Genomic DNA, 23,863 nt, shown 5'->3' on the forward strand with positions numbered 1-23,863 from the left:
CCACCCGTCGGCGGTCCGCCGGGCGTCCTCGCGACCCCTTGTGAACGAGCGGACAAGCTCCGTCGGACGAACGACCTCCGCCGAGCGGATGAGCCAGAACCGGCCGATGAACCACCGGACTTGAGGCATTGAGAGGGATCTGATGGGAATCGAGGAGAAGCTGCCGAGCGGCTTTCTGCTCACGACCGTGGAGGCGGCCGCGGGCTGGGTGCGCAAGGCGTCACTGTTCCCGGCCACCTTCGGCCTGGCCTGCTGCGCGATCGAGATGATGACCACCGGCGCCGGCCGCTACGACCTGGCCCGGTTCGGCATGGAGGTCTTCCGCGGCTCTCCGAGGCAGGCCGATCTGATGATCGTCGCGGGCCGGGTGAGCCAGAAGATGGCCCCGGTACTGCGCCAGGTGTACGACCAGATGCCCAACCCGAAGTGGGTCATCTCGATGGGCGTCTGCGCCTCCTCCGGCGGGATGTTCAACAACTACGCGATCGTGCAGGGCGTCGACCACATCGTCCCGGTGGACATCTACCTGCCCGGTTGTCCGCCGCGCCCGGAGATGCTGCTGGACGCGATCCTGAAGCTGCACGACAAGATCCAGCACGAGCCGCTGGGCGTGAACCGCCGCCGGGCCGAGGAGCTCGGCGAGGCGCTCGCCCTGCAGGCCACCCCCGTCAGCGAGATGGGAGGGCAGCTGCGATGAACGACCAGGTACCCGAGACCCGCCGCGAGCAGCCGGTGCGCGAGATCCCGGTCGAGGTGGTCGGCCGCCGCCAGGGCATGTTCGGCGCCCAGGGCAGCGGCGACACGTCCGGTTTCGGCGGCCTCGCCGCTCCGGTGGTGCTGCCCGGTCCGAGCGAACGCCCGTACGGGGGCTGGTTCGACGAGGTCGCCGACGAGCTGGAGGGCGCCCTGGAGGAGCAGGGCCTGGACCCGGTGGACGTGATCGAGAAGACGGTCGTCGACCGCGGCGAGCTGACCTTCCACGTCGAGCGCGAGCACCTCCTGCGCACGGTCCGGGTCCTGCGCGACGACCCGGCGCTGCGCTTCGAGCTGTGCCTCGGCGTGAGCGGCGTGCACTACCCCGGCGACAAGGGCCGCGAGCTGCACGCGGTCTACCACCTGCGCTCGATCACCCACGGCCGGCTGATCCGGCTGGAGGTCACCGCGCCGGACGCCGACCCGCGCGTCCCGTCGGTGGTGAGCGTCTACCCGACGAACGACTGGCACGAGCGCGAGGCCTACGACTTCTTCGGCCTGGTCTTCGACGGCCACCCGGCGCTGACCCGGATCATGATGCCCGACGACTGGCTGGGCCACCCGCAGCGCAAGGACTACCCGCTCGGCGGCATCCCCGTCGAGTACAAGGGTGCCCAGATCCCGGCGCCCGACCAGCGGAGGTCGTACAGCTGATGAGCACTCAGCACCACGAAGGGGCCCGCGAAGAGGCCCGCGGAGAAGCCCGCAAAGAAGCCCACGGAGAAACCCCCGAGGCAGCCCACGCCGGGGCCCGCGAGACCACCGAGGGCCGCGTCTTCACCGTCACCGGCGGCGACTGGGGCGAGGTCGTCGAAGCGGTCGGCCGGGCCGACGACGAACGCATCATCGTCAACATGGGCCCCCAGCACCCGTCCACGCACGGCGTGCTGCGGCTGATCCTGGAGATCGACGGCGAGACGGTGAAGGAAGCCCGCTGCGGCATCGGCTACCTCCACACCGGCATCGAGAAGAACATGGAGTTCCGCAGCTGGGTCCAGGGCACCACCTTCGTGACCCGGATGGACTACCTGACGCCGCTGTTCAACGAGACCGCCTACTGCCTCGCGGTGGAGAAGCTGCTCGGCATCACCGCGGACGTCCCGGACCGGGCGAGCGTCATCCGCGTGATGATGATGGAGCTGAACCGGATCGCCTCGCACCTGGTCTGCCTCGCCACCGGTGGCATGGAGATCGGCTCCACCACCCTGATGATCTACGGCTTCCGCGACCGCGAGCTGATCCTGGACGTCTTCGAGCTGGTCACCGGCCTGCGCATGAACCACGCGTACGTGCGCCCCGGCGGCCTCGCCCAGGACCTGCCGCCCGGCGCCGTCGACCAGATCCGCGAGGCGGTCAAGCTGCTGCGCTCCCGGATGCACGAGTACGACAAACTGGCGACCGGCAACCCGGTGTTCAAGGCGCGCCTGGTGGACGTCGGCTTCCTGGACCTGCCCGGCTGCCTGGCCCTCGGCGCCACCGGCCCGATCCTGCGCGCCACGGGCCTGCCGCACGACCTGCGCAAGACCGACCCGTACTGCGGCTACGAGGACTACGACTTCGAGGTGGCGGTCGCGGACACCGCCGACTCCTACGGCCGCTTCCTGATCCGCCTGGAGGAGATGCGCCAGTCGCTGCGGATCGTCGACCAGTGCCTGGAGCGGCTGCGCCCGGGCCCGGTCATGGTGGCCGACAAGAAGATCGCCTGGCCGGCCCAACTGGCGGTCGGCCCGGACGGGATGGGCAACTCGCTCGACCACATCCGCAAGATCATGGGCACCTCGATGGAGGCCCTGATCCACCACTTCAAGCTGGTCACCGAGGGCTTCCGGGTCCCGGTCGGCCAGGCGTACGCGGCGGTCGAGTCGCCGAAGGGCGAACTGGGCGTGCACGTGGTCAGCGACGGCGGGACGCGCCCGTACCGGGTCCACTTCAGGGATCCGTCGTTCACCAATCTGCAGTCGATGGCGGCGATGTGCGAGGGCGGCCAGGTCGCCGACGTGATCGTCGCGGTGGCCGGGATCGACCCGGTGATGGGAGGCGTGGACCGGTGACCAATGTCGAGCTCGGACTGCCGGCGCTGCCGGCGAAGCCGTACCCCGAGGAGGTGCGCGCCCGGCTGGCCGCGGACGCCGCGGAGCTGATCGGCCGCTACCCGGTGGCCCGTTCGGCGCTGCTGCCGCTGTTGCACCTGGTGCAGGCCGAGGAGGGCTTCGTCAGCCCGACCGGCATCCGGTTCTGCGCCGAGCAGCTGGACCTGACGACCGCCGAGGTCACCGCGGTCGCCACGTTCTACACGATGTACCGGCGGCGCCCGGCCGGGAAGTACCACGTCGGGGTGTGCACCAACACGCTGTGCGCGGTGCTCGGCGGCGACCAGATCTTCGACGAGCTCCAGGAGCACCTGGGCATCCGCAACAACGAGACGACCGCGGACGGCGAGGTCTCGATCGAGCACATCGAGTGCAACGCGGCCTGCGACTACGCGCCCGTGGTGATGGTCAACTGGGAGTTCTTCGACGACCAGACCCCGGAGAGCGCCCGGCGGCTGGTGGACGACCTGCGCGCGGGCCGCGAGGTCAGGCCCACCCGCGGCGCCCGGCTGTGCGGTTTCAAGGAGACGGCCCGCATCCTGGCGGGCTTCCCCGACGAGCGCCCGGGCGCCAACGACGAGTCCGGCGCCGGCGGGGCGCCGTCGCTGGTGGGTCTGCGCCTGGCGAGGGGCGAGGCCCTGCCCGGCAACGGCGGCACCAGGGTCGTCTCCCCGCGCCACGAGGAGCCCGAGCGCAACGACCCCGACCACCCGGAGGCCGGCCACGGCGACCCGGGCCACGGCGACCCCGAGCGCGGCGACCCGGGCCACGGCGACCCCGACCGCAACCACCCCGGCCAGGAAGGGACCGAAGCGTGATGACCTCCGCCGAGCCGGCCGAGAAGCTGCTCACCCCCGTCCTGTCGGCCTCCTGGGACGACAGCCGCCCGTGGACGCTCGCCACCTACCGCCGCCACCACGGCTACGAGGGCCTGAAGGCCGCCCTCGCGATGCCGCCGGACGACGTGATCGCCCTGGTCAAGGACTCCGGCCTGCGCGGCCGCGGCGGCGCCGGCTTCCCGACCGGCATGAAGTGGCAGTTCATCCCGCAGAACGACGGCAAGCCGCACTACCTGGTGGTGAACGCGGACGAGTCGGAGCCGGGCACCTGCAAGGACATCCCGCTGCTGTTCGCGAACCCGCACTCGCTCATCGAGGGCATGATCATCGCGTCCTACGCGATCCGCTGCGACCACGCGTTCGTCTACCTGCGCGGCGAGGTCGTGCCGGTGCTGCGGCGCCTGCACGCGGCGGTGGCCGAGGCGTACGCGGCGGGTCTGCTGGGCCGCGACATCATGGGCTCGGGCGTGAACCTCGACATCACCGTGCACGCGGGCGCCGGGGCCTACATCTGCGGCGAGGAGACGGCCCTGCTGGACTCGCTGGAGGGCCGCCGCGGCCAGCCGCGCCTGCGCCCGCCGTTCCCGGCGATCGCGGGCCTGTACGCGTGCCCGACGGTGGTCAACAACGTGGAGTCGATCGCCTCGGTGCCGCCGATCCTGGCCCGGGGCAAGGAGTGGTTCAAGGGCCTGGGCACCGAGAAGTCCCCGGGCTTCACGCTCTACTCGCTGTCTGGCCACGTGACCAACCCGGGCCAGTACGAGGCGCCGCTGGGCGTCACGCTGCGCCAGCTGCTGGACCTGAGCGGGGGGATCCGCGCGGGGCACCGGCTGAAGTTCTGGACGCCGGGCGGCTCGTCGACCCCGATGTTCACCGACGAGCACCTGGACGTCCCGCTGGACTACGAGGGCGTCGGAGCGGCCGGGTCGATGCTCGGCACGAAGGCGCTGCAGGTGTTCGACGAGACGACCTGCGTGGTGCGGGCCGTCACCCGCTGGACCGAGTTCTACGCGCACGAGTCGTGCGGCAAGTGCACGCCGTGCCGCGAAGGCACCTACTGGCTCGTCCAGTTGCTCAAGCGGATCGAGGCCGGCGAGGGCGTCGAGGGGGACTTGGAGAAGCTCCTCGACATCGCCGACAACATCAACGGCAAGTCGTTCTGCGCCCTGGGCGACGGCGCGGCGAGCCCGATCGTGTCCTCGCTCCAGCACTTCCGGGCCGAGTACGAGCGGCACCTGGCCGAGCGCCGCTGCCCGTTCGACCCGGCCGCGTCCACCGTCTGGGCCGACGGCCCCCGCCCCGGCCACCAGTCCGCCACCGAGAGGGAGGTGCACGCGTGACGATCACGGAGCCGACCGCCTCCGACACGGCGGTCGAACTGGTCACGCTCACCATCGACGGCGTCGAAGTGCAGGTCCCCAAGGGGACGTTGGTGATCCGGGCGGCCGAGGCGATCGGCACCCAGATCCCGCGCTTCTGCGACCATCCGCTGCTGGATCCGGCCGGCGCGTGCCGGCAGTGCATCGTGGAGATCGAGGGCCAGCGCAAGCCGGTGGCCTCCTGCACGATCCCGGTGGCCGAGGGCATGGTGGTGCGCACGCAGCTGAGTTCGCCGGTGGCGGAGAAGGCGCAGCGCGGCGTGATGGAGCTGTTGCTGATCAACCATCCGCTGGACTGCCCGGTGTGTGACAAGGGTGGCGAGTGCCCCTTGCAGAACCAGGCGATGAGCAGCGGCGCGGCGGACTCCCGATTTGAAGGGATGAAGCGGACGTACGCGAAGCCGCTGCCGATCAGCAGCCAGGTGCTGCTGGACCGGGAGCGCTGTGTCCTGTGCGCCCGCTGCACGCGTTTCTCGCAGCAGATCGCGGGTGATCCGTTCATCGATCTGGTGGAGCGCGGTGCGCTGCAGCAGGTGGGGACGGGCCAGGGGGACGACTTCGAGTCGTACTTCTCGGGGAACACGATCCAGATCTGTCCGGTGGGGGCGCTGACGTCGGCGGCTTATCGTTTCCGCTCGCGTCCGTTCGACCTGGTGTCGTCGCCGAGTGTGTGCGAGCACTGTTCGGCGGGGTGCGCGCAGCGCACCGATCACCGTCGGGGCAAGGTGTTGCGCCGGCTGGCGGGTGAGGACCCGGCGGTGAACGAGGAGTGGAACTGCGACAAGGGCCGGTTCGCGTTCCGGTACGCGCAGCTGCGGGACCGGTTGTCGACGCCGCTGGTGCGGGTGGACGGCGAGTTGGTGGCGGCGTCGTGGCCGGAGGCGCTGGCGCGGGCGGCCGAGGGTCTGCGCGGTGCGCGGGCGGGTGTGCTGGCCGGTGGCCGGGTGACGGTCGAGGACGCGTACGGCTACGCGAAGTTCGCGCGCGTGGTGCTGGGTACGAACGACGTGGACTTCCGGGTGCGTCCGCACAGTGGTGAGGAGGCGGATTTCCTGGCCGCGGCCGTCGCCGGGCGTGGTGTGGACGTGGACGGCGGGGGCGTCACGTACGAGCAGTTGGAGCAGGCGCCGGTGGTGTTGCTGGCGGGTCTGGAGCCGGAGGAGGAGTCGCCGATCGTCTTCCTGCGGTTGCGGAAGGCGAGTCGCGCCAAGGGCTTGAAGGTGTACTCGGTGGCGGCGTTCGCGTCGCGGGGGCTGGCGAAGCTGCGTGGTGTGCTGCTGCCGGCGGCGCCGGGGACGGAGCCGGAGTGGTTCGGGGCGCTGGCGGCGGACGAGCCGTTGAGCGACGAGGCGGGGCAGGCGGCGGAGTTGTTGCGCCGGCCGGGTGCGGTGGTGCTGGTGGGTGAGCGGTTGGCCGCGATCCCGGGGGCGCTGACGTCGGTGCTGCGGCTGTCGCACGCGACGGGGGCGCGGATCGCCTGGGTGCCGCGCCGGGCCGGTGAGCGGGGTGCGGTGGAGGCGGGCGCGCTGCCGGGGTTGTTGCCCGGTGGGCGTCCGGTGGCCGCTCCGGCGGCGCGGGCGCAGGCGGCGGCGTTGTGGGGTGTGGCGGAGCTGCCCTCGCGGGTGGGCCGGGACACGGACCAGATCCTGGCGGCGGCGGCGCGCGGCGAGCTGGACGCGCTGCTGGTCGGCGGGGTGGATCCGGACGACCTGGCGGATCCGGCGCTGGCGGACGAGGCGTTGGCGGCGGTGCCGTTCGTGGTGTCGCTGGAGCTGCGCCCGTCGGCGGTGACGGCGCGTGCGGACGTGGTGCTGCCGGTGGCGGCGGTGGCGGAGAAGGCCGGGACGTTCCTGGACTGGGAGGGCCGGGTGCGGATGTTCGAGCCGGCGCTCAAGGCCGATCAGTTGACGGGCCGTCACCTTCATTCGGACGTGCGGGTGCTGACCATGCTGGCGGACGCGCTGGGGCACCGGCTGGGCCTGCCGGACGTGCGGGCCGCGCGCCTGGAGCTGGACGGGTTCGCGCCGTGGGCCGGGGACCGGGCGGCCGATCCGGCCGCGCACCCGGGCCTGCTGCCGCGTCCGGCGACGGGGCAGGCGGTGCTGGCGGGTTGGCGCCAGCTGCTGGACAACGGGACGCTGCAGGAGGGTGATCCGCACCTGGCGGGCACCCGGCACCGGGCGGTGGCCCGGGTGTCGCCGGTGACGGCGCGGGAGGTCGGCGCGCGGCAGGGCGGCGCGCTGCGGCTGACGGGCCCGGCGGGTTCGCTGACGCTGCCGCTGGAGGTCACCGAGTCGCTGCCGGACCGGACGGTGTGGATCCCGCTCAACTCGACTCCGGGCGGTGCGCACCGCACGCTCGGGACCGCCGTCGGCCATCTGGTCACGATCGCCGCCGCCGACGCCGTTCCCGCTGCGGCGGGCTCGGACGCCGAAGGGGAGGACCGATGAACAATCCGCAGCCGTACGAGATGCTCCGGTTCTTCGGCCACGACCCGTGGTGGCTGGTGCTGCTGAAGGCGGTGTTCTGCTTCGCGTTCCTGGTGCTCACGGTGCTGATCGCCATCGTGTGGGAGCGCAAGGTGGTGGCCTGGATGCAGTTGCGCATCGGGCCGAACCGGCACGGGCCGTGGGGTCTGCTGCAGTCGCTGGCGGACGGCGTGAAGCTGGCGCTGAAGGAAGACCTGGTGGTCAAGGGCTCGGACAAGGTGGTCTACGTCCTTGCTCCGATCGTGTGCGCGATCCCGGCGTTCATGGCGTTCGCGGTGATCCCGTTCGGGCCGGCCGACAACGAGGTGTCGATCTTCGGGACCCGGACGGCGATGCAGCTGACGGACTTCCCGGTGGCGCTGCTGTACATCCTGGCGACGGCCTCGGTGGGCATCTACGGGATCGTGCTGGCGGGCTGGTCCTCCGGTTCGACGTACCCGTTGCTGGGCGGGCTGCGCTCGTCGGCGCAGATGATCAGCTACGAGATCGCGATGGGCCTGTCGTTCGCGGCGGTGTTCATCTACTCGGGGTCGATGTCGACGTCGGAGATCGTGGCGCAGCAGCACTCGACGTGGTTCGCGGCGCTGCTGCCGGTGTCGTTCATCGTGTACATCGTCGCGATGGTGGGTGAGACGAACCGGGCGCCGTTCGACCTGCCGGAGGCCGAGGGCGAGCTGGTGGGCGGGTTCAACACCGAGTACTCGTCGCTGAAGTTCGCGATGTTCATGCTGGCCGAGTACGTGAACATGGTGACGGTGTCGGCGGTGGCGTCGACGCTGTTCCTGGGCGGCTGGCGGGCGCCGTGGCCGGTGTCGGTGTTCTGGGCGGGCGCGAACCACGGCTGGTGGCCGATGCTGTGGATCACGCTGAAGATCCAGTTGCTGCTGTTCTTCTTCATCTGGCTGCGCGGCACGCTGCCGCGGTTGCGCTACGACCAGTTCATGAAGCTGGGCTGGAAGGTGCTGATCCCGGTCTCGCTGGTGTGGCTGGTGCTGATCGCGAGCGTGCGGGCGCTGCGCAACGAGGGGTACGGCTTCGGCGAGGTGGTGCTGTACGTGGGCGCGCCGGTGGGCGTGGTCCTGCTGCTGGCGCTGCTGCGGGACTTCGTGCGCAAGCAGCCGGAGCCCGAGGTTCCCGAGCAGTCCGGCGAGTTCGACCCGATGGCGGGCGGGTACCCGGTGCCGCCGTTGCCGGGCCAGGTGCTGCCGCCCGTTCCGCGCCGGCGCAGCCGGGCGCCGAAGCAACTCCAGGACGCCTTGAACGGGTCCGACCATTCCGAGGGGAGCTGATCCGCGATGTCGTCCGACCACACGGACCGTCCGGAGAGGACCGACCGGCCGTCGGTCCTGGGCCCGGCCGCCGGTTTCGGCGTGACGTTCCGGGCCATGTTCAAGAAGCGGCTGACGGAGCAGTATCCGGAGGAGAAGAAGCCGACGGCGCCGCGCTTCCACGGCCGTCACCAGTTGAACCGTCATCCGGACGGGCTGGAGAAGTGCGTGGGCTGTGAGTTGTGCGCGTGGGCGTGCCCGGCCGACGCGATCTACGTCGAGGGCGCGGACAACCGGGACGACGAGCGGTACTCGCCCGGTGAGCGCTACGGCGTGGTGTACCAGATCAACTACGCGCGCTGCATCCTGTGCGGGCTGTGCATCGAGGCGTGTCCGACGAGGGCGCTGACGATGACGAACGAGTACGAGCTGGCGGACTCCTCGCGCAAGGACCTGATCTTCACCAAGGAGCAGCTGCTGGTGGGGCTGTCCGAGGGCATGGTCGATTCGCCGCACGCGATCTTCCCGGGCGCCGACGAGGGCGCGTACTACCGGGGCGAGATCACGGCGGCGGCGCCGGGGACGGTCCAGCAGGAGCGCACCGACCGGGAGAAGGAGGTGCGGCCGTGACGACGGTTCTGGCGGATGCGGCCGGGACGACCTCGACGGGTGAGGCCGTCCAGTTCTGGGTGCTGGCGGTGGTGGCGGTCGGTGGCGCGCTCGGCATGCTGCTGATGCGCAAGGCGGTGCACAGCGCGCTGTGCCTGGCGGCCACGATGCTGGCGCTGGCGGTCTGTTACATGGCGCAGGGCGCGGTGTTCCTGGGTGTGGTGCAGATCGTCGTCTACACCGGCGCGATCATGATGCTGTTCCTGTTCGTGGTGATGCTGGTCGGCGTCACGAGCGAGGATTCGCTGAAGGAGCAGTTGAAGGGCCAGCGGTTCGCGGCGGTGGTGTGCGGGCTGGGCTTCGGGGTGCTGCTGGTCGCGGGCATCGCGAACGCGAAGCTGGACCACTTCACGGGCCTGCAGGGCGCGAACGCGGAGGGCAACGTGCCGGGTCTGGCGCGGCTGATCTTCACGAAGTACGTGTGGGCGTTCGAGGTCACCGGCGCGCTGCTGATCACGGCGGCGATCGGTGCGATGGTGCTGACGCACCGCGAGCACGTGAAGGCGCCGAAGACGCAGCGCGAGCTGGCGGCGCAGCGGGTGCGGGACAACATCCAGGTGCCGCCGCTGCCGGCGCCGGGCGTGTACGCGCGGCACAACGCGGTGGACGTTCCGGCGCTGCTGCCGGACGGCTCGGTGGCCGAGGACTCGGTGATGGCGACGCTGCGCGAGCGCGGCCAGGTGCGGGACGTGAGCCAGGACATGCTGCGCCGGATGGCGGAGCTGGAGAACACGACCGCGGACTGGCTGGGCCGTCCGTCGTCGGAGCGGCCGGCGGTGGCCGGTCCGCGCAAGTCCCTGGAGCCGGTGCCGAACCACGAGGCCGAGGAGGGCGCGGAGTGAATCCGGTCAACTACCTGTATCTGGCGGCGCTGTTGTTCACCATCGGCGCGGCCGGGGTGCTGATCCGGCGCAACGCGATCGTGCTGTTCATGTGCGTGGAGCTGATGCTGAACGCCTCGAACCTGGCGCTGGTGACGTTCTCGCGGCTGCACGGCACGCTGGACGGCCAGATCATCGCGTTCTTCACGATGGTGGTCGCGGCGGCCGAGGTCGTGGTGGGCCTCGCGATCATCGTCTCGATCTTCCGGACCAGGCACTCCGCTTCGGTCGACGACAGCAATCTGATGAAGCTGTAGGCGGAGGGCCTCGGTGAACTCTCTCATTCCGCTGCTGGTGGCAGCCCCGCTGGCCGGCGCCGCCCTGCTGCTGCTCGGCGGGCGGGCGCTGGACCGGTTCGGCCACTGGCTGGCCACGGCGCTCGCCGCGCTCTCGTTCGGCTTCGGCCTGGCGCTGTTCTCGGACATGCTCGGCCGTGACGCCGAGCACCGGGCGGTGACGACGCACCTGTTCAGCTGGGTGCCGGTGAACGGCTTCCAGGCGGACGTCTCGTTCCGGCTGGACCAGCTGTCGATGACGTTCGTGCTGCTGATCACGGGTGTCGGCACGCTCATCCACCTCTACTCGGTCGGCTACATGGCGCACGACGAGCGCCGCCGCCGCTTCTTCGCGTACCTGAACCTGTTCGTCGCCGCCATGCTGCTGCTGGTGGTCGCGGACAACTACCTGCTGCTGTACTTCGGCTGGGAGGGCGTGGGCCTCGCGTCCTACCTGCTGATCGGGTTCTGGCAGCACAAGCCGAGTGCGGCGACGGCGGCGAAGAAGGCGTTCATCGTCAACCGCGTCGGCGACATGGGCCTGTCGATCGCGATCATGCTCATGTTCGTGGAGTTCGGCTCCTTCGCCTTCGACCCGGTCTTCGCCGGGGCGGGCCGGGCGAGCGAGGGCCGGCTGACGGCGATCGGCCTGATGCTGCTGCTGGCGGCCTGCGGCAAGTCGGCGCAGGTGCCGCTGCAGTCCTGGCTCGGCGACGCGATGGAGGGCCCGACCCCGGTGTCGGCGCTGATCCACGCGGCGACGATGGTGACGGCCGGCGTCTACCTGATCACCCGCTCCGCGGCGATCTTCAACCTGGCGCCGGACGCCCAGACCGCCGTGGTGGTGGTCGGCGCGGTCACGCTGCTGTTCGGTGCGGTGGTCGGGTGCGCGAAGGACGACATCAAGAAGGCGCTGGCCGGGTCGACGATGTCGCAGATCGGCTACATGATCCTCGCGGCCGGCCTCGGTCCGATCGGCTACGCCTTCGCGATCATGCACCTGGTGACGCACGGCTTCTTCAAGGCCGGGCTGTTCCTCGGGGCCGGGTCGGTCATGCACGGCATGAACGACGAGGTGAACATGCGCCACTACGGCGGCCTGCGCGCGTACATGCCGGTCACCTTCGTCACCTTCGGCCTGGGCTACCTCGCGATCATCGGCTTCCCCGGGCTGTCCGGCTTCTTCTCCAAGGACAGGATCATCGAGGCGGCGTTCGCCAAGGGCGGCACCGAGGGCTGGATCCTCGGCCTGTGCGCGCTGACCGGTGCGGCCGTCACCGCCTTCTACATGACGCGCGTGATGGTGCTGACGTTCTTCGGCGAGAAGCGCTGGCAGCCCGATGCCAACGGCGACGCCCCGCACCCGCACGAGTCGCCGAAGACGATGACGGTCCCGATGGTGCTGCTGGCCTTCGGCTCGGTGTTCGCGGGCGGGCTGTTCGTCCTGAACGACTCGTTCCTCACCTGGCTGGAGCCGGTCACCGGCCACGCCGAGGGGAACTCCCCGCTCACGTCGCTGACCGTCACGCTGCTGACCACCGCCTGCATGCTGGCCGGTGTCGGCCTCGCGTACGCGATGTACGGGCGCGGCTCCGTCCCCGTGGTGCCGCCGGTCGGCTCCCCGCTCACCCGGGCCGCCCGCCGCGACCTGCTCCAGGACGACTTCAACCACGCCGTCCTGGTGCGGCCCGGCTCGGCGCTCGCCGCGACGCTCGTCTACTTCGACAGCCGCGGCCTGGACGGCTTCGTCAACGGCCTGGCCGCCACGATCGGCGGGATCTCCGGGCGGCTGCGGCGGGTCCAGAACGGCTTCGTCCGCTCCTACGCGCTCTCCATGTTCGGCGGCACGCTGGTGCTGGTCGCCACGACTCTCCTGATGAGGTCCGTCTGATGACTCGTCCAGAACACCCTCGGGGAGGCGGGGCATGAGTGTCCTCCTGACCGCCACGTGCGCGGTCCCGGCGGCCGGCGCGGTGCTGACCGCCGCGATGCCCGCCGGGTCCACCGAGGCGCGGCGCACCACGACCAAGGCCGTCGCGCTCGGCACCTCGGCCGTCGCGCTGGCGCTGGCCGCCCTGGTGGCCGTGCGGTTCGACCCGCACGGCGACCGCTACCAGCTGACCGAGTCCCACAGCTGGATCCGCTCCTTCGGCATCACCTTCTCGCTCGGCGTGGACGGCATCGGCGCGGTGCTGGCCCTGCTGACCGCCGTGCTCGTGCCGATCGTGATGCTCGCCTCCTGGCACGACGCGGATCCTGCGCCCGCCGCGCCCGACGGCACGTTCGACCCCGACACCTTTGAGCAGCGGCGCCGCACCCAGGGCTTCTTCGCCCTGATCCTGGCCGTGGAGGCGATGGTCCTCGTCTCCTTCTACGCCACCGACGTGTTCGTGTTCTACGTGTTCTTCGAAGCCATGCTGATCCCGATGTACTTCCTGATCGGCGGCTTCGGGGACCGGGCCGGCGGTCCCGACGCGGCGCGCCAGCGCTCCTACGCGGCCGTCAAGTTCCTGCTGTACAACCTGCTCGGCGGCCTGGTGATGCTCGCCGCCGTGATCGGCCTGTACGTGATCGCGCAGGACCAGGGCCTCGCGACCTTCGACCTGCCGACCCTCGCCTCGGCCGTGGCCGACGGCAAGCTGCAGTTCAGCGGCACCGCCTCCAAGGCGCTGTTCCTCGGCTTCTTCTTCGCCTTCGCGGTGAAGGCCCCGCTGTGGCCGCTGCACACCTGGCTGCCGAACGCGATGGGCGAGGCCACCGCCGGCACGGCGGTGCTGATCACCGCCGTGGTCGACAAGGTCGGCACCTTCGCGATGCTGCGCTTCTGCCTCGGCCTGTTCCCCGACGCCTCGAAGACCTTCGCCCCGGCGATCCTCGTGCTGTCGGTGATCGGGATCGTCTACGGCGCACTGCTCGCGATCGGCCAGAAGGACATCAAGCGCCTGGTCGCGTACGCCTCGATCTCGCACTTCGGCTTCATCATCATGGGCATCTTCGCGCTGACCAGCCAGGGCCAGAGCGGCGCCACCCTGTACATGGTGAACCACGGCATCTCCACCGCCGCGTGGATGCTGGTGGCCGGCTTCCTGATCTCGCGCCGCGGCTCGCGCCTGATCGCCGACTACGGCGGCGTGCAGAAGGTCGCCCCGGTGCTCGCCGGGACGTTCCTGCTCGGCGGCCTCGCCACCCTGTCGCTGCCCGGCCTCGCCCCGTTCGTCAGCGAGTTCCTCGTCCTGGTCGGCACGTTCACCCGCTACCCGGCGATCGGGATCGTCGCGACCTTCGGCATCGTCCTGGCCGCGCTGTACGCGCTGCTGCTCTACCAGCGCACGATGACCGGCCCGGTGAAGGCGGAGGTCACCGGCATGCCGGACCTCAAGGTCCGCGAAGTGGCCGTCGTCGCCCCGCTGGTGGCGCTGACGATCCTGCTCGGCGTCTACCCCAAGCCGCTGACCGACATCGTCAACCCGGCGGTGAACGCGACGCTCTCGCAGGTCCACGAGACCGACCCGGCGCCGGCCCACCCGGTCGCCGCCACCTCAGGAGGTGAGCAGAAGTGAGCACCACCGGCATGCTCGCCGCCGCCGGCGGCTCCACCCCGAGCATCCCCGCGCCGCACCTGGAGTACGGCCAACTCTCCCCGATGCTGGTGGTGTTCGGCGCCGCCGTGGCCGGCGTCCTGGTCGAGGCCTTCGTGCCGCGCCGCTTGCGGCACTGGACGCAGGTGGTCCTCGCGCTCACCGGCCTGGCCGGTGCGTTCACCGCGATCGTGGTGCTCGCCGCCCAGGGCCACGGCACCACCAGGATGGACCTGCTCGCCATGGAGTCGGTGGCGATGGACGGCCCGGCGCTGTTCCTCCAGGGCGTCATCGTCCTGGTCGCCGCCGTCGCCGTGCTGACGTACGCCGAGCGGCGCCTGGAGCCCAGGGCCGGCGGACTGCCGGCCGACGCGTTCGCCGCGCAGGCCGCCGCCACCCCCGGCGGCGAGCAGGAGCGGGCCGCGGTCCGGGCCGGCTTCGCCACCAGCGAGGTCTTCCCGCTGACCCTGTTCGCCGTCGGCGGCATGCTGCTCTTCCCGGCCGCGAACGACCTGCTGACGATGTTCGTCGCGCTGGAGGTCTTCTCGCTGCCGCTGTACCTGCTGTGCGCGCTGGCCCGGCGCCGCCGGCTGCTCTCCCAGGAGGCGGCCGTCAAGTACTTCCTGCTCGGCGCCTTCGCCTCGGCGTTCTTCCTGTTCGGCACCGCCCTGCTGTACGGCTACGCGGGCAGCGTGAAGCTCGGCGACATCGCCGACGTCATCTCCGGCAAGGCCATGACCAACCCGGCGCTGCTCAGCAGCACCCGCACCGACACGCTGCTGCTGATCGGCCTCGCGATGCTCGCCGTCGGCCTGCTCTTCAAGGTCGGCGCCGTGCCGTTCCACGCCTGGACCCCGGACGTGTACCAGGGCGCGCCGACCCCCGTCACCGGGTTCATGGCGGCGGCCACGAAGGTCGCGGCCTTCGGCGCGTTCCTGCGCCTGTTCTACGTCGCCTTCCCCGGGCTGCGCCTGGACTGGCGGCCGGTGCTGTGGGGCGTGGCGATCCTGACGATGGTGGTCGGCGCGGTGCTCGCGGTCACGCAGCAGGACGTCAAGCGCCTGCTCGCCTACTCCTCGATCGCGCACGCCGGGTTCATCCTCACCGGCGTGATCGCCACCAACAAGCAGGGCCTCGGCTCGGTGCTGTTCTACCTGCTCGCTTACTCCTTCGTGACGCTCGGCGCGTTCGCCGTCGTCACCCTCGTGCGCGACTCCAAGGGCGAGGCGACCCACCTGTCCAGCTGGGCCGGCCTCGGCCGGCGCTCCCCACTGGTCGCGGCGGTGTTCGCGCTGTTCCTGCTGGCCTTCGCCGGCATCCCGCTGACCTCCGGGTTCACCGGGAAGTTCGCGGTGTTCCAGGCGGCGGCGGCCGGCGGCGCGACGCCGCTGGTCATCGTCGGTGTGCTGAGCTCGGCGGTGGCCGCGTTCTTCTACATCCGGGTCATCGTCCTGATGTTCTTCTCCGACCCGCAGCCCGGCGGCCCGACGGTCGCGATCCCGAGCGCCTTCACGGCGACCGCGATCGGCGTCGGGGTGCTCGTCACCGTCGTCCTCGGGGTGCTGCCGCAGTACTTCCTGGACCTCGCCTCGAAGGCCGCGCTCTTCGTCCGCTGAGGCCGGGAGACTCCCGCGGCGTCCGGGCCGCCCCCCGCGGGGCGCGGCCCGGACGCGGTTGTCCCGCCGCCGCCCCGGAAGGTGCAGCAGCCCTTATTTCCAGCCGCATTCACATCCGGCGCCCGAGCGCTCCCGCAGCCGCCCTGACCTGCAACTCCGGCCCGATCACGACAGGATCCGCACGCCCGTGCAGTGATCCACTCGTGACCGGATACCCTGCCTGTATGGCCAGCGGCGGCACTCAGGGACCAGGCCGCTAGATCGACCAGGGACAGAGGAGTGGTCTTCGTGACCGTCGTGGGACCCTTCGGGCTCAGCGTGCAGGACCGCGACCTGACCCGGGACGTCCAGGCCGGACTGGACGCGGTGGAGACGGCGCTCGCCGAGGCCGTCAAGAGCGACGTCCCGTTCATCACCGTCACCGCCAGCCACCTGATCGAGGCCGGCGGCAAGCGCTTCCGCCCGCTGCTGCTCCTGCTGTCCGCCCAGTTCGGCGACCCCGGCGCGCCCGGCGTCGTGCCGGCCGCGGTCGTCGTCGAGCTCACCCACCTGGCCACGCTCTACCACGACGACGTCATGGACGAGGCCCCCGTGCGCCGCGGCGCCCCCAGCGCCAACTCCCGCTGGGACAACTCGGTGGCCATCCTCACCGGCGACTTCCTCTTCTCCCGCGCCTCCCAGGTCCTGGCCGACCTCGGCCCCGAGGCCGTCCGGCTGCAGGCCGACGCCTTCGAGCGCCTCGTCACCGGCCAGATCCTGGAGACCCGCGGCCCCGGCCCGGACGGCGACCAGCTCGCCCACTACCTGGCCGTCCTCGCCGGCAAGACCGGATCGCTGATCGCCGCCTCCTGCAAGATAGGAGCGCTGATGGCCGGCGCCGAGGCGCGCGTGGTGGAGACCCTCAGCGAGTTCGGCGAGCGCATCGGCATCGCCTTCCAGCTCGCCGACGACGTCCTCGACATCGCCAGCGACGGCCACGAGTCCGGCAAGACCCCCGGCACCGACCTGCGCGAGGGCGTGCCGACCCTGCCCACCCTGCTCCTCCAGGGCATGCCCGCCGACCCCGCCGACCCCGAGGACACCCGGTTGCGCGAACTGCTCGACCAGGACCTCGCCGACGACGACCTGCACGCCGAGGCGCTGCGCCTGCTGCGCCGCCACCCGGCGCTGGAGCTCGCCCGCCGCGAGACCCTGCGCCAGGCCGAGGACGCCCGCGCCCTGCTCGCCCCGCTGCCGGACTGCGCGGCCAAGGCCGCCCTCGAAGCCCTCTGCGACTCGGTGGCCATCCGCACCATGTGACGCACCGGGACCGCCGGTCCGGGGCCGCGAGCCCCGGACCGGGCCCGGCAACCCCCGGCGCGACGCCGCCCCGATAGGGAAGACTGGGCCCGTCAGCTCACCCCTGCCGGAAGGTCGCCATGCGCCGCGTCGTCATCGCCGAGGACTCCGTACTGCTGCGGGAGGGCCTGACCCGGCTGCTCACCGACCGCGGCCTGGAGGTCGTCGCGGGCGTCGGGGACGGCGACGCCCTGCTCAAGACCGTCCACGACCTGGCCGACGCCGGCGACCTGCCCGACGTCGTCGTCTCCGACGTGCGGATGCCGCCCTCGCACACCGACGAGGGCCTGCGCGCGTGCGTCGAGCTGCGCGGCCGCTACCCGCAGCTGGGCGTGCTGGTGCTGTCACAGTTCGTGGAGGAGCGCTACGCCTCCGAACTCCTGGCCGGATCCACCCGGGGCGTCGGCTACCTGCTGAAGGACCGCGTCGCCGAGGTGCGCGAGTTCGCCGACGCGGTGCTGCGGGTCGCCGAGGGCGGCACCGCGCTCGACCCGGAGGTCGTGCAGCAGCTGCTCAGCCGCAGCCGCAAGGGCGACGTTCTGGCCAATCTGACCCCGCGCGAGCGCGAGGTGCTCGGCCTCATGGCCGAGGGCCGCACCAACGCGGCGGTCGCGCGCCAGCTCGTGGTGTCCGACGGCGCGGTCGAGAAGCACGTCAGCAACATCTTCCTCAAGCTCGGCCTGGCCCAGAGCCCCGGGGACCACCGCCGGGTGCTCGCCGTGCTGACCTACATCAACTCGTAGGGCCCGTCCTGCGGATCGGGCCGGGGCCGGCGGCCGGAATGATCTCCGGCCGCCGCGCGTTGACGGTGCTGTGGGCGCGCACCGGTCATTTCCCGCCGCACGCGGGAGTTCCGGCCCCGGCCGGTTGCGCGCGCATAGGATGCCAGAGGTGCACCAGGCGGACGGGGCACAGGGTCGCGCCCGCGGTGGCGTGCCCACGAGGAGGTCCGCGGCAGTGACCAGTCAGGTCGATCAGTCAGAGGCAGTGGACGGCTCGGACGGCGACGAGAACCGTTCGGGTCCCGGTGACGGCCGCCCCGGCGCGGCCGTGCCGGCCAGTGCGCAGCGCAGACACGCCAAGCCGGTCCGCCGCCTGGACCGGGTGATCATCCGGTTCGCGGGCGACTCCGGCGACGGGATGCAGCTGACCGGTGACCGGTTCACCTCCGAGACGGCGTCCTTCGGCAACGACCTCTCCACCCTGCCGAACTTCCCCGCCGAGATCCGGGCCCCCGCCGGCACCCTGCCGGGAGTCTCGTCCTTCCAGCTGCACTTCGCCGACCACGACATCCTGACCCCCGGCGACGCCCCGAACGTCCTGGTCGCGATGAACCCGGCCGCCCTCAAGGCGAACCTGGCGGACCTGCCGCGCGGCGCCGAGATCATCGTCAACACCGACGAGTTCACCAAGCGGGCCCTCGCCAAGGTCGGCTACGCCGCGGACCCGCTCGCCGACGGCTCGCTGGAGGCCTACCACCTGCACAAGGTGCCGCTGACGACGCTGACGCTGGAGGCGCTCAAGGACAGCGGCCTGGCCCGCAAGGACGCCGAGCGGGCGAAGAACATGTTCGCCCTCGGCCTGCTGTCCTGGATGTACCACCGGCCCACCGGCGGCACCGAGAGCTTCCTGCGCGGCAAGTTCGCGAAGAAGCCGCAGATCGCCGAGGCCAACATCAGCGCGTTCCGGGCGGGTTGGAACTTCGGCGAGACGACGGAGACCTTCGCGGTCTCCTACGAGGTGGCGCCGGCGAAGCTGCCGGCCGGCCGCTACCGCAACATCTCCGGGAACCTCGCGCTGTCCTACGGCCTGATCGCCGCGGCCCAGCGCTCCGGGCTGCCGCTGTACCTCGGCTCGTACCCGATCACCCCGGCCTCGGACATCCTGCACGAGCTGAGCAAGCACAAGAACTTCGGCGTGCGGACGTTCCAGGCCGAGGACGAGATCGCCGGCATCGGCGCGGCGCTGGGCGCGGCCTTCGGCGGCGCGCTCGGCGTGACGACGACCTCGGGTCCCGGCGTCGCGCTCAAGAGCGAGACGATCGGCCTGGCCGTCTCGCTCGAACTGCCGCTGCTGGTCGTGGACATCCAGCGCGGCGGCCCGTCCACCGGCCTGCCGACCAAGACCGAGCAGGCGGACCTCCTCCAGGCGATGTTCGGGCGCAACGGGGAGGCGCCGGTGCCGATCGTCGCCCCGGCGACGCCGGCCGAGTGCTTCGCGGCGGCGCTGGAGGCGGCCCGGATCGCGGTCACCTACCGCACCCCGGTGTTCCTGCTCTCGGACGGCTACCTGGCCAACGGCTCGGAGCCGTGGCGGATCCCCGAGGTGGACGAACTCCCGCTGATCGAGCCGGACTTCGCGACCGGTCCGAACCGCGAGGACGGCGCCTTCTGGCCCTACCAGCGGGATCCGAAGACGCTCGCCCGCCCGTGGGCGCTGCCCGGCACCCCCGGCCTGGAGCACCGCATCGGCGGCATCGAGAAGCAGGACGGCACCGGCAACATCTCCTACGACCCGGCCAACCACGACTTCATGGTCCGCACCCGGCAGGCCAAGGTGGACGGCATCGCGGTGCCGCCGGTCGAGGTGGACGATCCGAGCGGCGAGGCCCGGGTGCTGGTCCTCGGCTGGGGGTCGACGTACGGGCCGATCACGGCGGCGGTGCGCCGGGTGCGGGCCGACGGCGGCGAGATCGCCCAGGCGCACCTGCGCCACCTGAACCCGTTCCCGGCCAACCTGGGCACGGTGCTGCGGAGTTACGACAAGGTCATCGTCCCCGAGATGAACCTCGGCCAGCTGGCGCTGCTGCTGCGCGCCAAGTACCTGGTGGACGCGGAGTCCTACAACCAGGTGCGCGGTCTGCCGTTCAAGGCGGCGCAGCTGGCGGACGTGCTGTGGGCGGCGATCGGCACCCTGGACGAGGAGGACCACCGATGAGCGAGCGCAGCGAGCGAACGATCAAGGGGTGCGTGTTTCGCGAAGCGACCGCCGAGCGCAGCGAGGTGGGCGCATGAGCGAGCAGCAGTTCCCCTCGTTGCGCCTGGTGCCGAAGACCGAGGAGCGGCAGACCGCGAAGGACTTCAAGACGGACCAGGAGGTGCGCTGGTGCCCGGGCTGCGGGGACTACGCGATCCTGGCGGCCGTGCAGTCGTTCATGCCGGAGCTGGGGATCAGACGGGAGAACACCGTCTTCGTCTCCGGCATCGGCTGTTCGTCGCGTTTCCCCTACTACATGAACACCTACGGCGTGCACTCGATCCACGGTCGGGCGCCGGCGATCGCGACGGGCCTGGCCTCGTCGCGGCAGGACTTGAGCGTGTGGGTGGTGACGGGTGACGGCGACGCGCTGTCGATCGGCGGCAACCACCTGATCCACGCGCTGCGCCGCAACGTCAATCTGAAGATCCTGCTGTTCAACAACCGGATCTACGGCCTGACCAAGGGCCAGTACTCGCCGACCAGCGAGCTCGGCAAGATCACCAAGTCGACGCCGATGGGTTCGCTGGACGCCCCGTTCAACCCGCTGTCGCTGGCGATCGGCGCGGAGGCCTCGTTCGTCGCGCGGACGATCGACTCCGACCGCCAGCACCTGCAGTCGGTGCTGCGGGCGGCGGCGCTGCACGAGGGCACGGCGCTGGTGGAGATCTACCAGAACTGCAACATCTTCAACGACGGCGCGTTCGAGGTGCTGAAGGAGCCGGGCACCCGGGACGAGGCGCTGATCCGGCTGGAGCACGGCGCGCCGGTGCGCTTCGGCGCGGACGGCGGCCAGGGCGTGTTCCGGGGGCCGGACGGCGAGCTGTTCACGGCGGCGGTGACGCCGGACAACGAGGGTTCGCTGGTGGTGCACGACGCGCACGCGGCGAGTGCGACGGCGGCGTTCGCGCTGTCGCGGATCGCGGACGCGGACACGCTGCACCACACCCCGATCGGGGTGCTGCGGGACGTGCGGCGCCCGGTGTACGACGAGCTGATGGCGAACCAGCTGGCGACGGCGGTGGCGCACCGCGGCCCGGGCGACCTCGCGACGCTGCTGGCGGGCAACGACACGTGGACGGTCGACTGACGGCCTCCGCGCGTGCGACGGCGCCCCCTCGACCCGGCCGGTCGAGGGGGCGCCGTCGGGTGTGCCCGCCGCCGGTTACTGCCGGACCCACTCCACGACCTCGATCACGACCCCGTTCGGGTCGGTGACCTGGAACAGCTTCTCGCCCCACGGTTCCTGGCGCAGTTCCATGGTGATCCCCACGCCCGCGCCGCGAAGGCGCTCCTGCTCGGCGGCGGCGTCGGCGACGGTGAACGCGAGGATCACGCCGGCCGCGGTGTCGTCGCGGTAGCTCTCCGGCAGGACCTCGATGCCGCGCCGGAGGAACACCACGTTGACGCCCCCGCCCGGGTGGCCGAGGGAGACGAAGCCGTCGGCGGACATCAGCTCGCTGTAGGCGAAGTGCCGCTGGAGGAAGGCGGCGGACGCGGAGACGTCCGGGACGGTCAGGGAGACGACGGAGTCGGTGATCTGCACGGCGGTGGACCTCTCCTCGGAACAGGGCGCACGGTTATCCCGTACGCAGTACACTATACATAGTACGGAGAAAGTGTCGAGGGGTCGGCCGCAAACGCCCGAAGGCGGGACTCCCGGGTGGGAGCCCCGCCTTCGGCGCGGTGGGTGGGGGTGCGTCAGTAGACGCAGGGGATGCCGCCGTCGGACTGGGCGTCGACACCGGGGCCCTGCATCGGCAGGGCGGCGGCCGGGTCGGCCGGAGCCTGCGAGGCGCCGGCGCCCGGGGCGGCGGGCTTGTCGCCGGCCGCGCCCGTGAAGGAGGTGCCGAGGGTGACGGTGACGTGGCCGGGCGAGGAGGAGGCCGACTCGGTGGCGGTCACGCCGTAGCGGGCGGCGATCTGGTCGGCGGCGTCCTTGGCACCCTTGCCGTAGACCACGGTGGTGGTCTTCGGCTTGGACGTCGCCTGGAGGACCTTGCCCTCCTTGAAGCCCATCGCCACGAGCGCCTTGGACTCCGACGCGCCGGCGCCCTTGACGGGGGAGGCGTCGTAGACGTTCACCGTGGCGGCCTCGGCCGCGGCGGGCGTCGTCGGCGCCTGGGCGGGCGGGGCCGCCTCGGTGGTGGGCGAGTCACCCGGACCGCCGCCGGGTGCGGGCGCGGGCGCGGAGGCGTCGGCGTAGCCGAACACCTGCTTGACCACCTTCTGGATCTTGGACGGGGTGACGAGGTTGACGTCCTGGCCGTTCTTCTTGCCGAAGCCGTCGAAGGTGAGGGTGTTGAACTCGACGTTGCCGCCGGTCAGGGCCGGCGCCTGCTGGGCGAAGTCGAGGACGTTCCACTGGTTGTCGATGACCAGGTCCTTCTGCACGACGCCGAAGAGGTCCTTGAGCTTGCCCAGGTCGCTGATGATGCCGTCCTGCTTGAGCTTGTGCGTGACGGACGAGATGAAGGCCTGCTGGCGGTGGGTGCGGGCGAAGTCGCCGGAGTTCCCGTCCGGGCCGTCCAGGTTGTGCCGCTGGCGGACGAAGGACAGCGCCTGGGAGGCGTTGAGGTGGTTGATGCCCTTGTGGAAGTCGGCGCCGGAGCCCTGGCCCTCGATCGCCGGGTCCTTGGTGTCGTGGGTGAGGCACACGTCGATCGGCTGCACCGCCTTGGCGATGTCGTAGAAGCCCATCAGGTTGACCTCGGCGACGTGGTCGACCGGCTGGTCCAGGAAGGTCTGGACGGTGCGGATCGTCGCCGCGCGCCCGGCGTCGCGGCCGGCCTTCTCCAGGTCCGCGCCCTTGAGGCCCTTGGCCTGGAGCGCGGGCGTGGCCTTGTCCTTGGCGTTGCCGTAGGCCTCCTTGATCTTGGCCATGCCCATCTGGGTGCCGTCGCCCTTGAACGTCATGACGTAGTCGTCGCGGGGGATGGAGACGGCCTGGACCTTGCCGCCGCCCGCCGGTATGTGCAGCAGGATCAGGGAGTTGGTGTTGTAACCGCCGATGTCGGAACTGTGGCCGGCGTGCAGCTCGTCCTGGACGAACTCCGGGGGCAGGTCGGTGCCGTCCATGTTCTTGCGGCTGTCGAGGCCGATCAGCAGCAGGTTGACCGAGTTGTCCAGGTGCTTGGGCGCGTCCTTCTTCGTCTCGGCGATGGCGTTGGACGTCGTCATGCCGTCGGTGAGGGACGTGTACTCGTACCAGACCACGCCGCTGGACACGAAGACCGCGAGCGCCGTGGAGACGGCCGCCGTGCGGCCGGCGATGAGCAGCGGCGACCGGCGCGCGGCCGGTGCCTTCGGGGTCTGCGCGGCGCGTCGGGCCGCGCCGCGGCCCTCGCCGCCGGCGGGGTTCTCAGCCATGGTGCTTCCTCCCGTCCAGGACCACCCGGACCACGATCACCAGCACGGCCGCCCCTGCGGCCGCGGCCATCACGGGAAAGCCGTGGACGACCCACTTCGCGGAGCCGGTCGCCAGCGCCTTGCCCTTGTACGCGTCGCCGTCGGCCGCCAGTTCGGCGGCGGCCGTGACGCCGAGGACGACCAGCGGCGAGGCGCACAGCACCCACCACCAGCCGTTGCGGGTGCTCAGCGCCGCCGCCAGGCCCGTCCCGAGGACGGCGCCGGCCGCGAACGCGAAACCCATGCCGGGGCCGGAGAGCTCGTCGACGGCCGCGCCGAGCGCGGGCAGGACGAGGGCCAGCGC

20 protein-coding genes are annotated in these 23,863 nt (G+C 71.4%); 17 read left to right on the forward strand and 3 right to left on the reverse strand.

Annotated features, from left to right (window positions below):
• The first annotated feature begins 142 nt into the window (after positions 1-142).
• The 17 genes from ACFXDE_RS35515 to ACFXDE_RS35595 all read left to right on the forward strand — a co-directional run bounded on the left by ACFXDE_RS35515 (position 143) and on the right by ACFXDE_RS35595 (position 21,241).
• On the forward strand, positions 143-697 hold the full coding sequence (locus ACFXDE_RS35515; protein WP_380440023.1) for a NuoB/complex I 20 kDa subunit family protein: 555 nt from the start codon (positions 143-145) through the stop codon (positions 695-697).
• Positions 694-1,407, forward strand: coding sequence for an NADH-quinone oxidoreductase subunit C (locus ACFXDE_RS35520; RefSeq protein WP_380498568.1), 714 nt, complete (start codon positions 694-696; stop codon positions 1,405-1,407). Before ACFXDE_RS35515 ends, ACFXDE_RS35520 begins: the two co-directional genes overlap by 4 nt.
• Positions 1,407-2,804 (forward strand): NADH-quinone oxidoreductase subunit D, encoded by a 1,398-nt coding sequence (locus ACFXDE_RS35525; RefSeq protein WP_380498569.1) that lies wholly within the window; start codon positions 1,407-1,409, stop codon positions 2,802-2,804. The genes ACFXDE_RS35520 and ACFXDE_RS35525 overlap by 1 nt, the downstream gene beginning before the upstream one ends.
• Positions 2,805-2,821: 17 nt before the next feature.
• Positions 2,822-3,661: an NADH-quinone oxidoreductase subunit NuoE gene (gene nuoE, locus ACFXDE_RS35530; RefSeq protein ID WP_380498583.1), complete on the forward strand. Its 840-nt coding sequence runs from the start codon at positions 2,822-2,824 to the stop codon at positions 3,659-3,661.
• Positions 3,661-5,022 (forward strand): NADH-quinone oxidoreductase subunit NuoF, encoded by a 1,362-nt coding sequence (gene nuoF, locus ACFXDE_RS35535; RefSeq protein ID WP_380498570.1) that lies wholly within the window; start codon positions 3,661-3,663, stop codon positions 5,020-5,022. Before nuoE ends, nuoF begins: the two co-directional genes overlap by 1 nt.
• Positions 5,019-7,511: an NADH-quinone oxidoreductase subunit G gene (locus ACFXDE_RS35540; protein WP_380498572.1), complete on the forward strand. Its 2,493-nt coding sequence runs from the start codon at positions 5,019-5,021 to the stop codon at positions 7,509-7,511. The genes nuoF and ACFXDE_RS35540 overlap by 4 nt, the downstream gene beginning before the upstream one ends.
• Positions 7,508-8,839, forward strand: coding sequence for an NADH-quinone oxidoreductase subunit NuoH (gene nuoH / locus ACFXDE_RS35545; RefSeq protein ID WP_380440033.1), 1,332 nt, complete (start codon positions 7,508-7,510; stop codon positions 8,837-8,839). The genes ACFXDE_RS35540 and nuoH overlap by 4 nt, the downstream gene beginning before the upstream one ends.
• Positions 8,840-8,845: 6 nt before the next feature.
• Entirely contained in the window at positions 8,846-9,448 is a 603-nt protein-coding gene (gene nuoI, locus ACFXDE_RS35550) for an NADH-quinone oxidoreductase subunit NuoI (RefSeq protein ID WP_380440035.1), read from the forward strand.
• The gene (locus tag ACFXDE_RS35555) at positions 9,445-10,329 is read left to right on the forward strand and encodes an NADH-quinone oxidoreductase subunit J (protein WP_380440037.1); all 885 of its coding nucleotides are present in this window, start codon (positions 9,445-9,447) and stop codon (positions 10,327-10,329) included. The genes nuoI and ACFXDE_RS35555 overlap by 4 nt, the downstream gene beginning before the upstream one ends.
• Entirely contained in the window at positions 10,326-10,625 is a 300-nt protein-coding gene (gene nuoK, locus ACFXDE_RS35560; protein ID WP_030060110.1) for an NADH-quinone oxidoreductase subunit NuoK, read from the forward strand. Before ACFXDE_RS35555 ends, nuoK begins: the two co-directional genes overlap by 4 nt.
• A gap of 13 nt (positions 10,626-10,638) precedes the next feature.
• Positions 10,639-12,534: an NADH-quinone oxidoreductase subunit L gene (gene nuoL / locus ACFXDE_RS35565; RefSeq protein ID WP_380498573.1), complete on the forward strand. Its 1,896-nt coding sequence runs from the start codon at positions 10,639-10,641 to the stop codon at positions 12,532-12,534.
• 34 nt (positions 12,535-12,568) lie between these two features.
• Positions 12,569-14,203, forward strand: a complete 1,635-nt coding sequence (locus tag ACFXDE_RS35570; RefSeq protein ID WP_380498574.1) for an NADH-quinone oxidoreductase subunit M — start codon at positions 12,569-12,571, stop codon at positions 14,201-14,203.
• Between the two features lie 11 nt (positions 14,204-14,214).
• Complete coding sequence (nuoN, locus tag ACFXDE_RS35575) at positions 14,215-15,837, forward strand: NADH-quinone oxidoreductase subunit NuoN (protein WP_380440066.1); 1,623 nt, start codon at positions 14,215-14,217, stop codon at positions 15,835-15,837.
• Between the two features lie 288 nt (positions 15,838-16,125).
• Positions 16,126-17,136 carry a polyprenyl synthetase family protein gene (locus ACFXDE_RS35580; RefSeq protein WP_380440042.1) on the forward strand — a complete coding sequence of 337 codons (1,011 nt, stop codon included), beginning with the start codon at positions 16,126-16,128 and terminating at the stop codon, positions 17,134-17,136.
• A gap of 119 nt (positions 17,137-17,255) precedes the next feature.
• On the forward strand, positions 17,256-17,918 hold the full coding sequence (locus ACFXDE_RS35585) for a response regulator (protein ID WP_380498575.1): 663 nt from the start codon (positions 17,256-17,258) through the stop codon (positions 17,916-17,918).
• Positions 17,919-18,132: 214 nt separating this feature from the next.
• On the forward strand, positions 18,133-20,112 hold the full coding sequence (locus ACFXDE_RS35590) for a 2-oxoacid:acceptor oxidoreductase subunit alpha (protein WP_380498576.1): 1,980 nt from the start codon (positions 18,133-18,135) through the stop codon (positions 20,110-20,112).
• 73 nt (positions 20,113-20,185) lie between these two features.
• Positions 20,186-21,241: a 2-oxoacid:ferredoxin oxidoreductase subunit beta gene (locus tag ACFXDE_RS35595; protein ID WP_380498577.1), complete on the forward strand. Its 1,056-nt coding sequence runs from the start codon at positions 20,186-20,188 to the stop codon at positions 21,239-21,241.
• Positions 21,242-21,316: 75 nt separating this feature from the next.
• On the opposite strand, the gene ACFXDE_RS35600 is transcribed toward ACFXDE_RS35595, so the two are convergent.
• The 3 genes from ACFXDE_RS35600 to ACFXDE_RS35610 form a co-directional block, all read right to left on the reverse strand.
• Positions 21,317-21,697, reverse strand: coding sequence for a VOC family protein (locus tag ACFXDE_RS35600; protein WP_380498578.1), 381 nt, complete (start codon positions 21,695-21,697; stop codon positions 21,317-21,319).
• A 155-nt stretch (positions 21,698-21,852) separates the two neighbouring features.
• Entirely contained in the window at positions 21,853-23,520 is a 1,668-nt protein-coding gene (locus tag ACFXDE_RS35605) for an LCP family protein (RefSeq protein ID WP_380498579.1), read from the reverse strand.
• Positions 23,513-23,863 (reverse strand): DUF6542 domain-containing protein (locus tag ACFXDE_RS35610; protein WP_380498580.1); only part of this gene is annotated, 351 nt, incomplete at its 5' end. The genes ACFXDE_RS35610 and ACFXDE_RS35605, both read right to left, overlap by 8 nt.

The sequence above is a fragment of the Kitasatospora sp. NPDC059408 genome (assembly GCF_042751525.1).
GTDB lineage: Bacteria > Actinomycetota > Actinomycetes > Streptomycetales > Streptomycetaceae > Kitasatospora.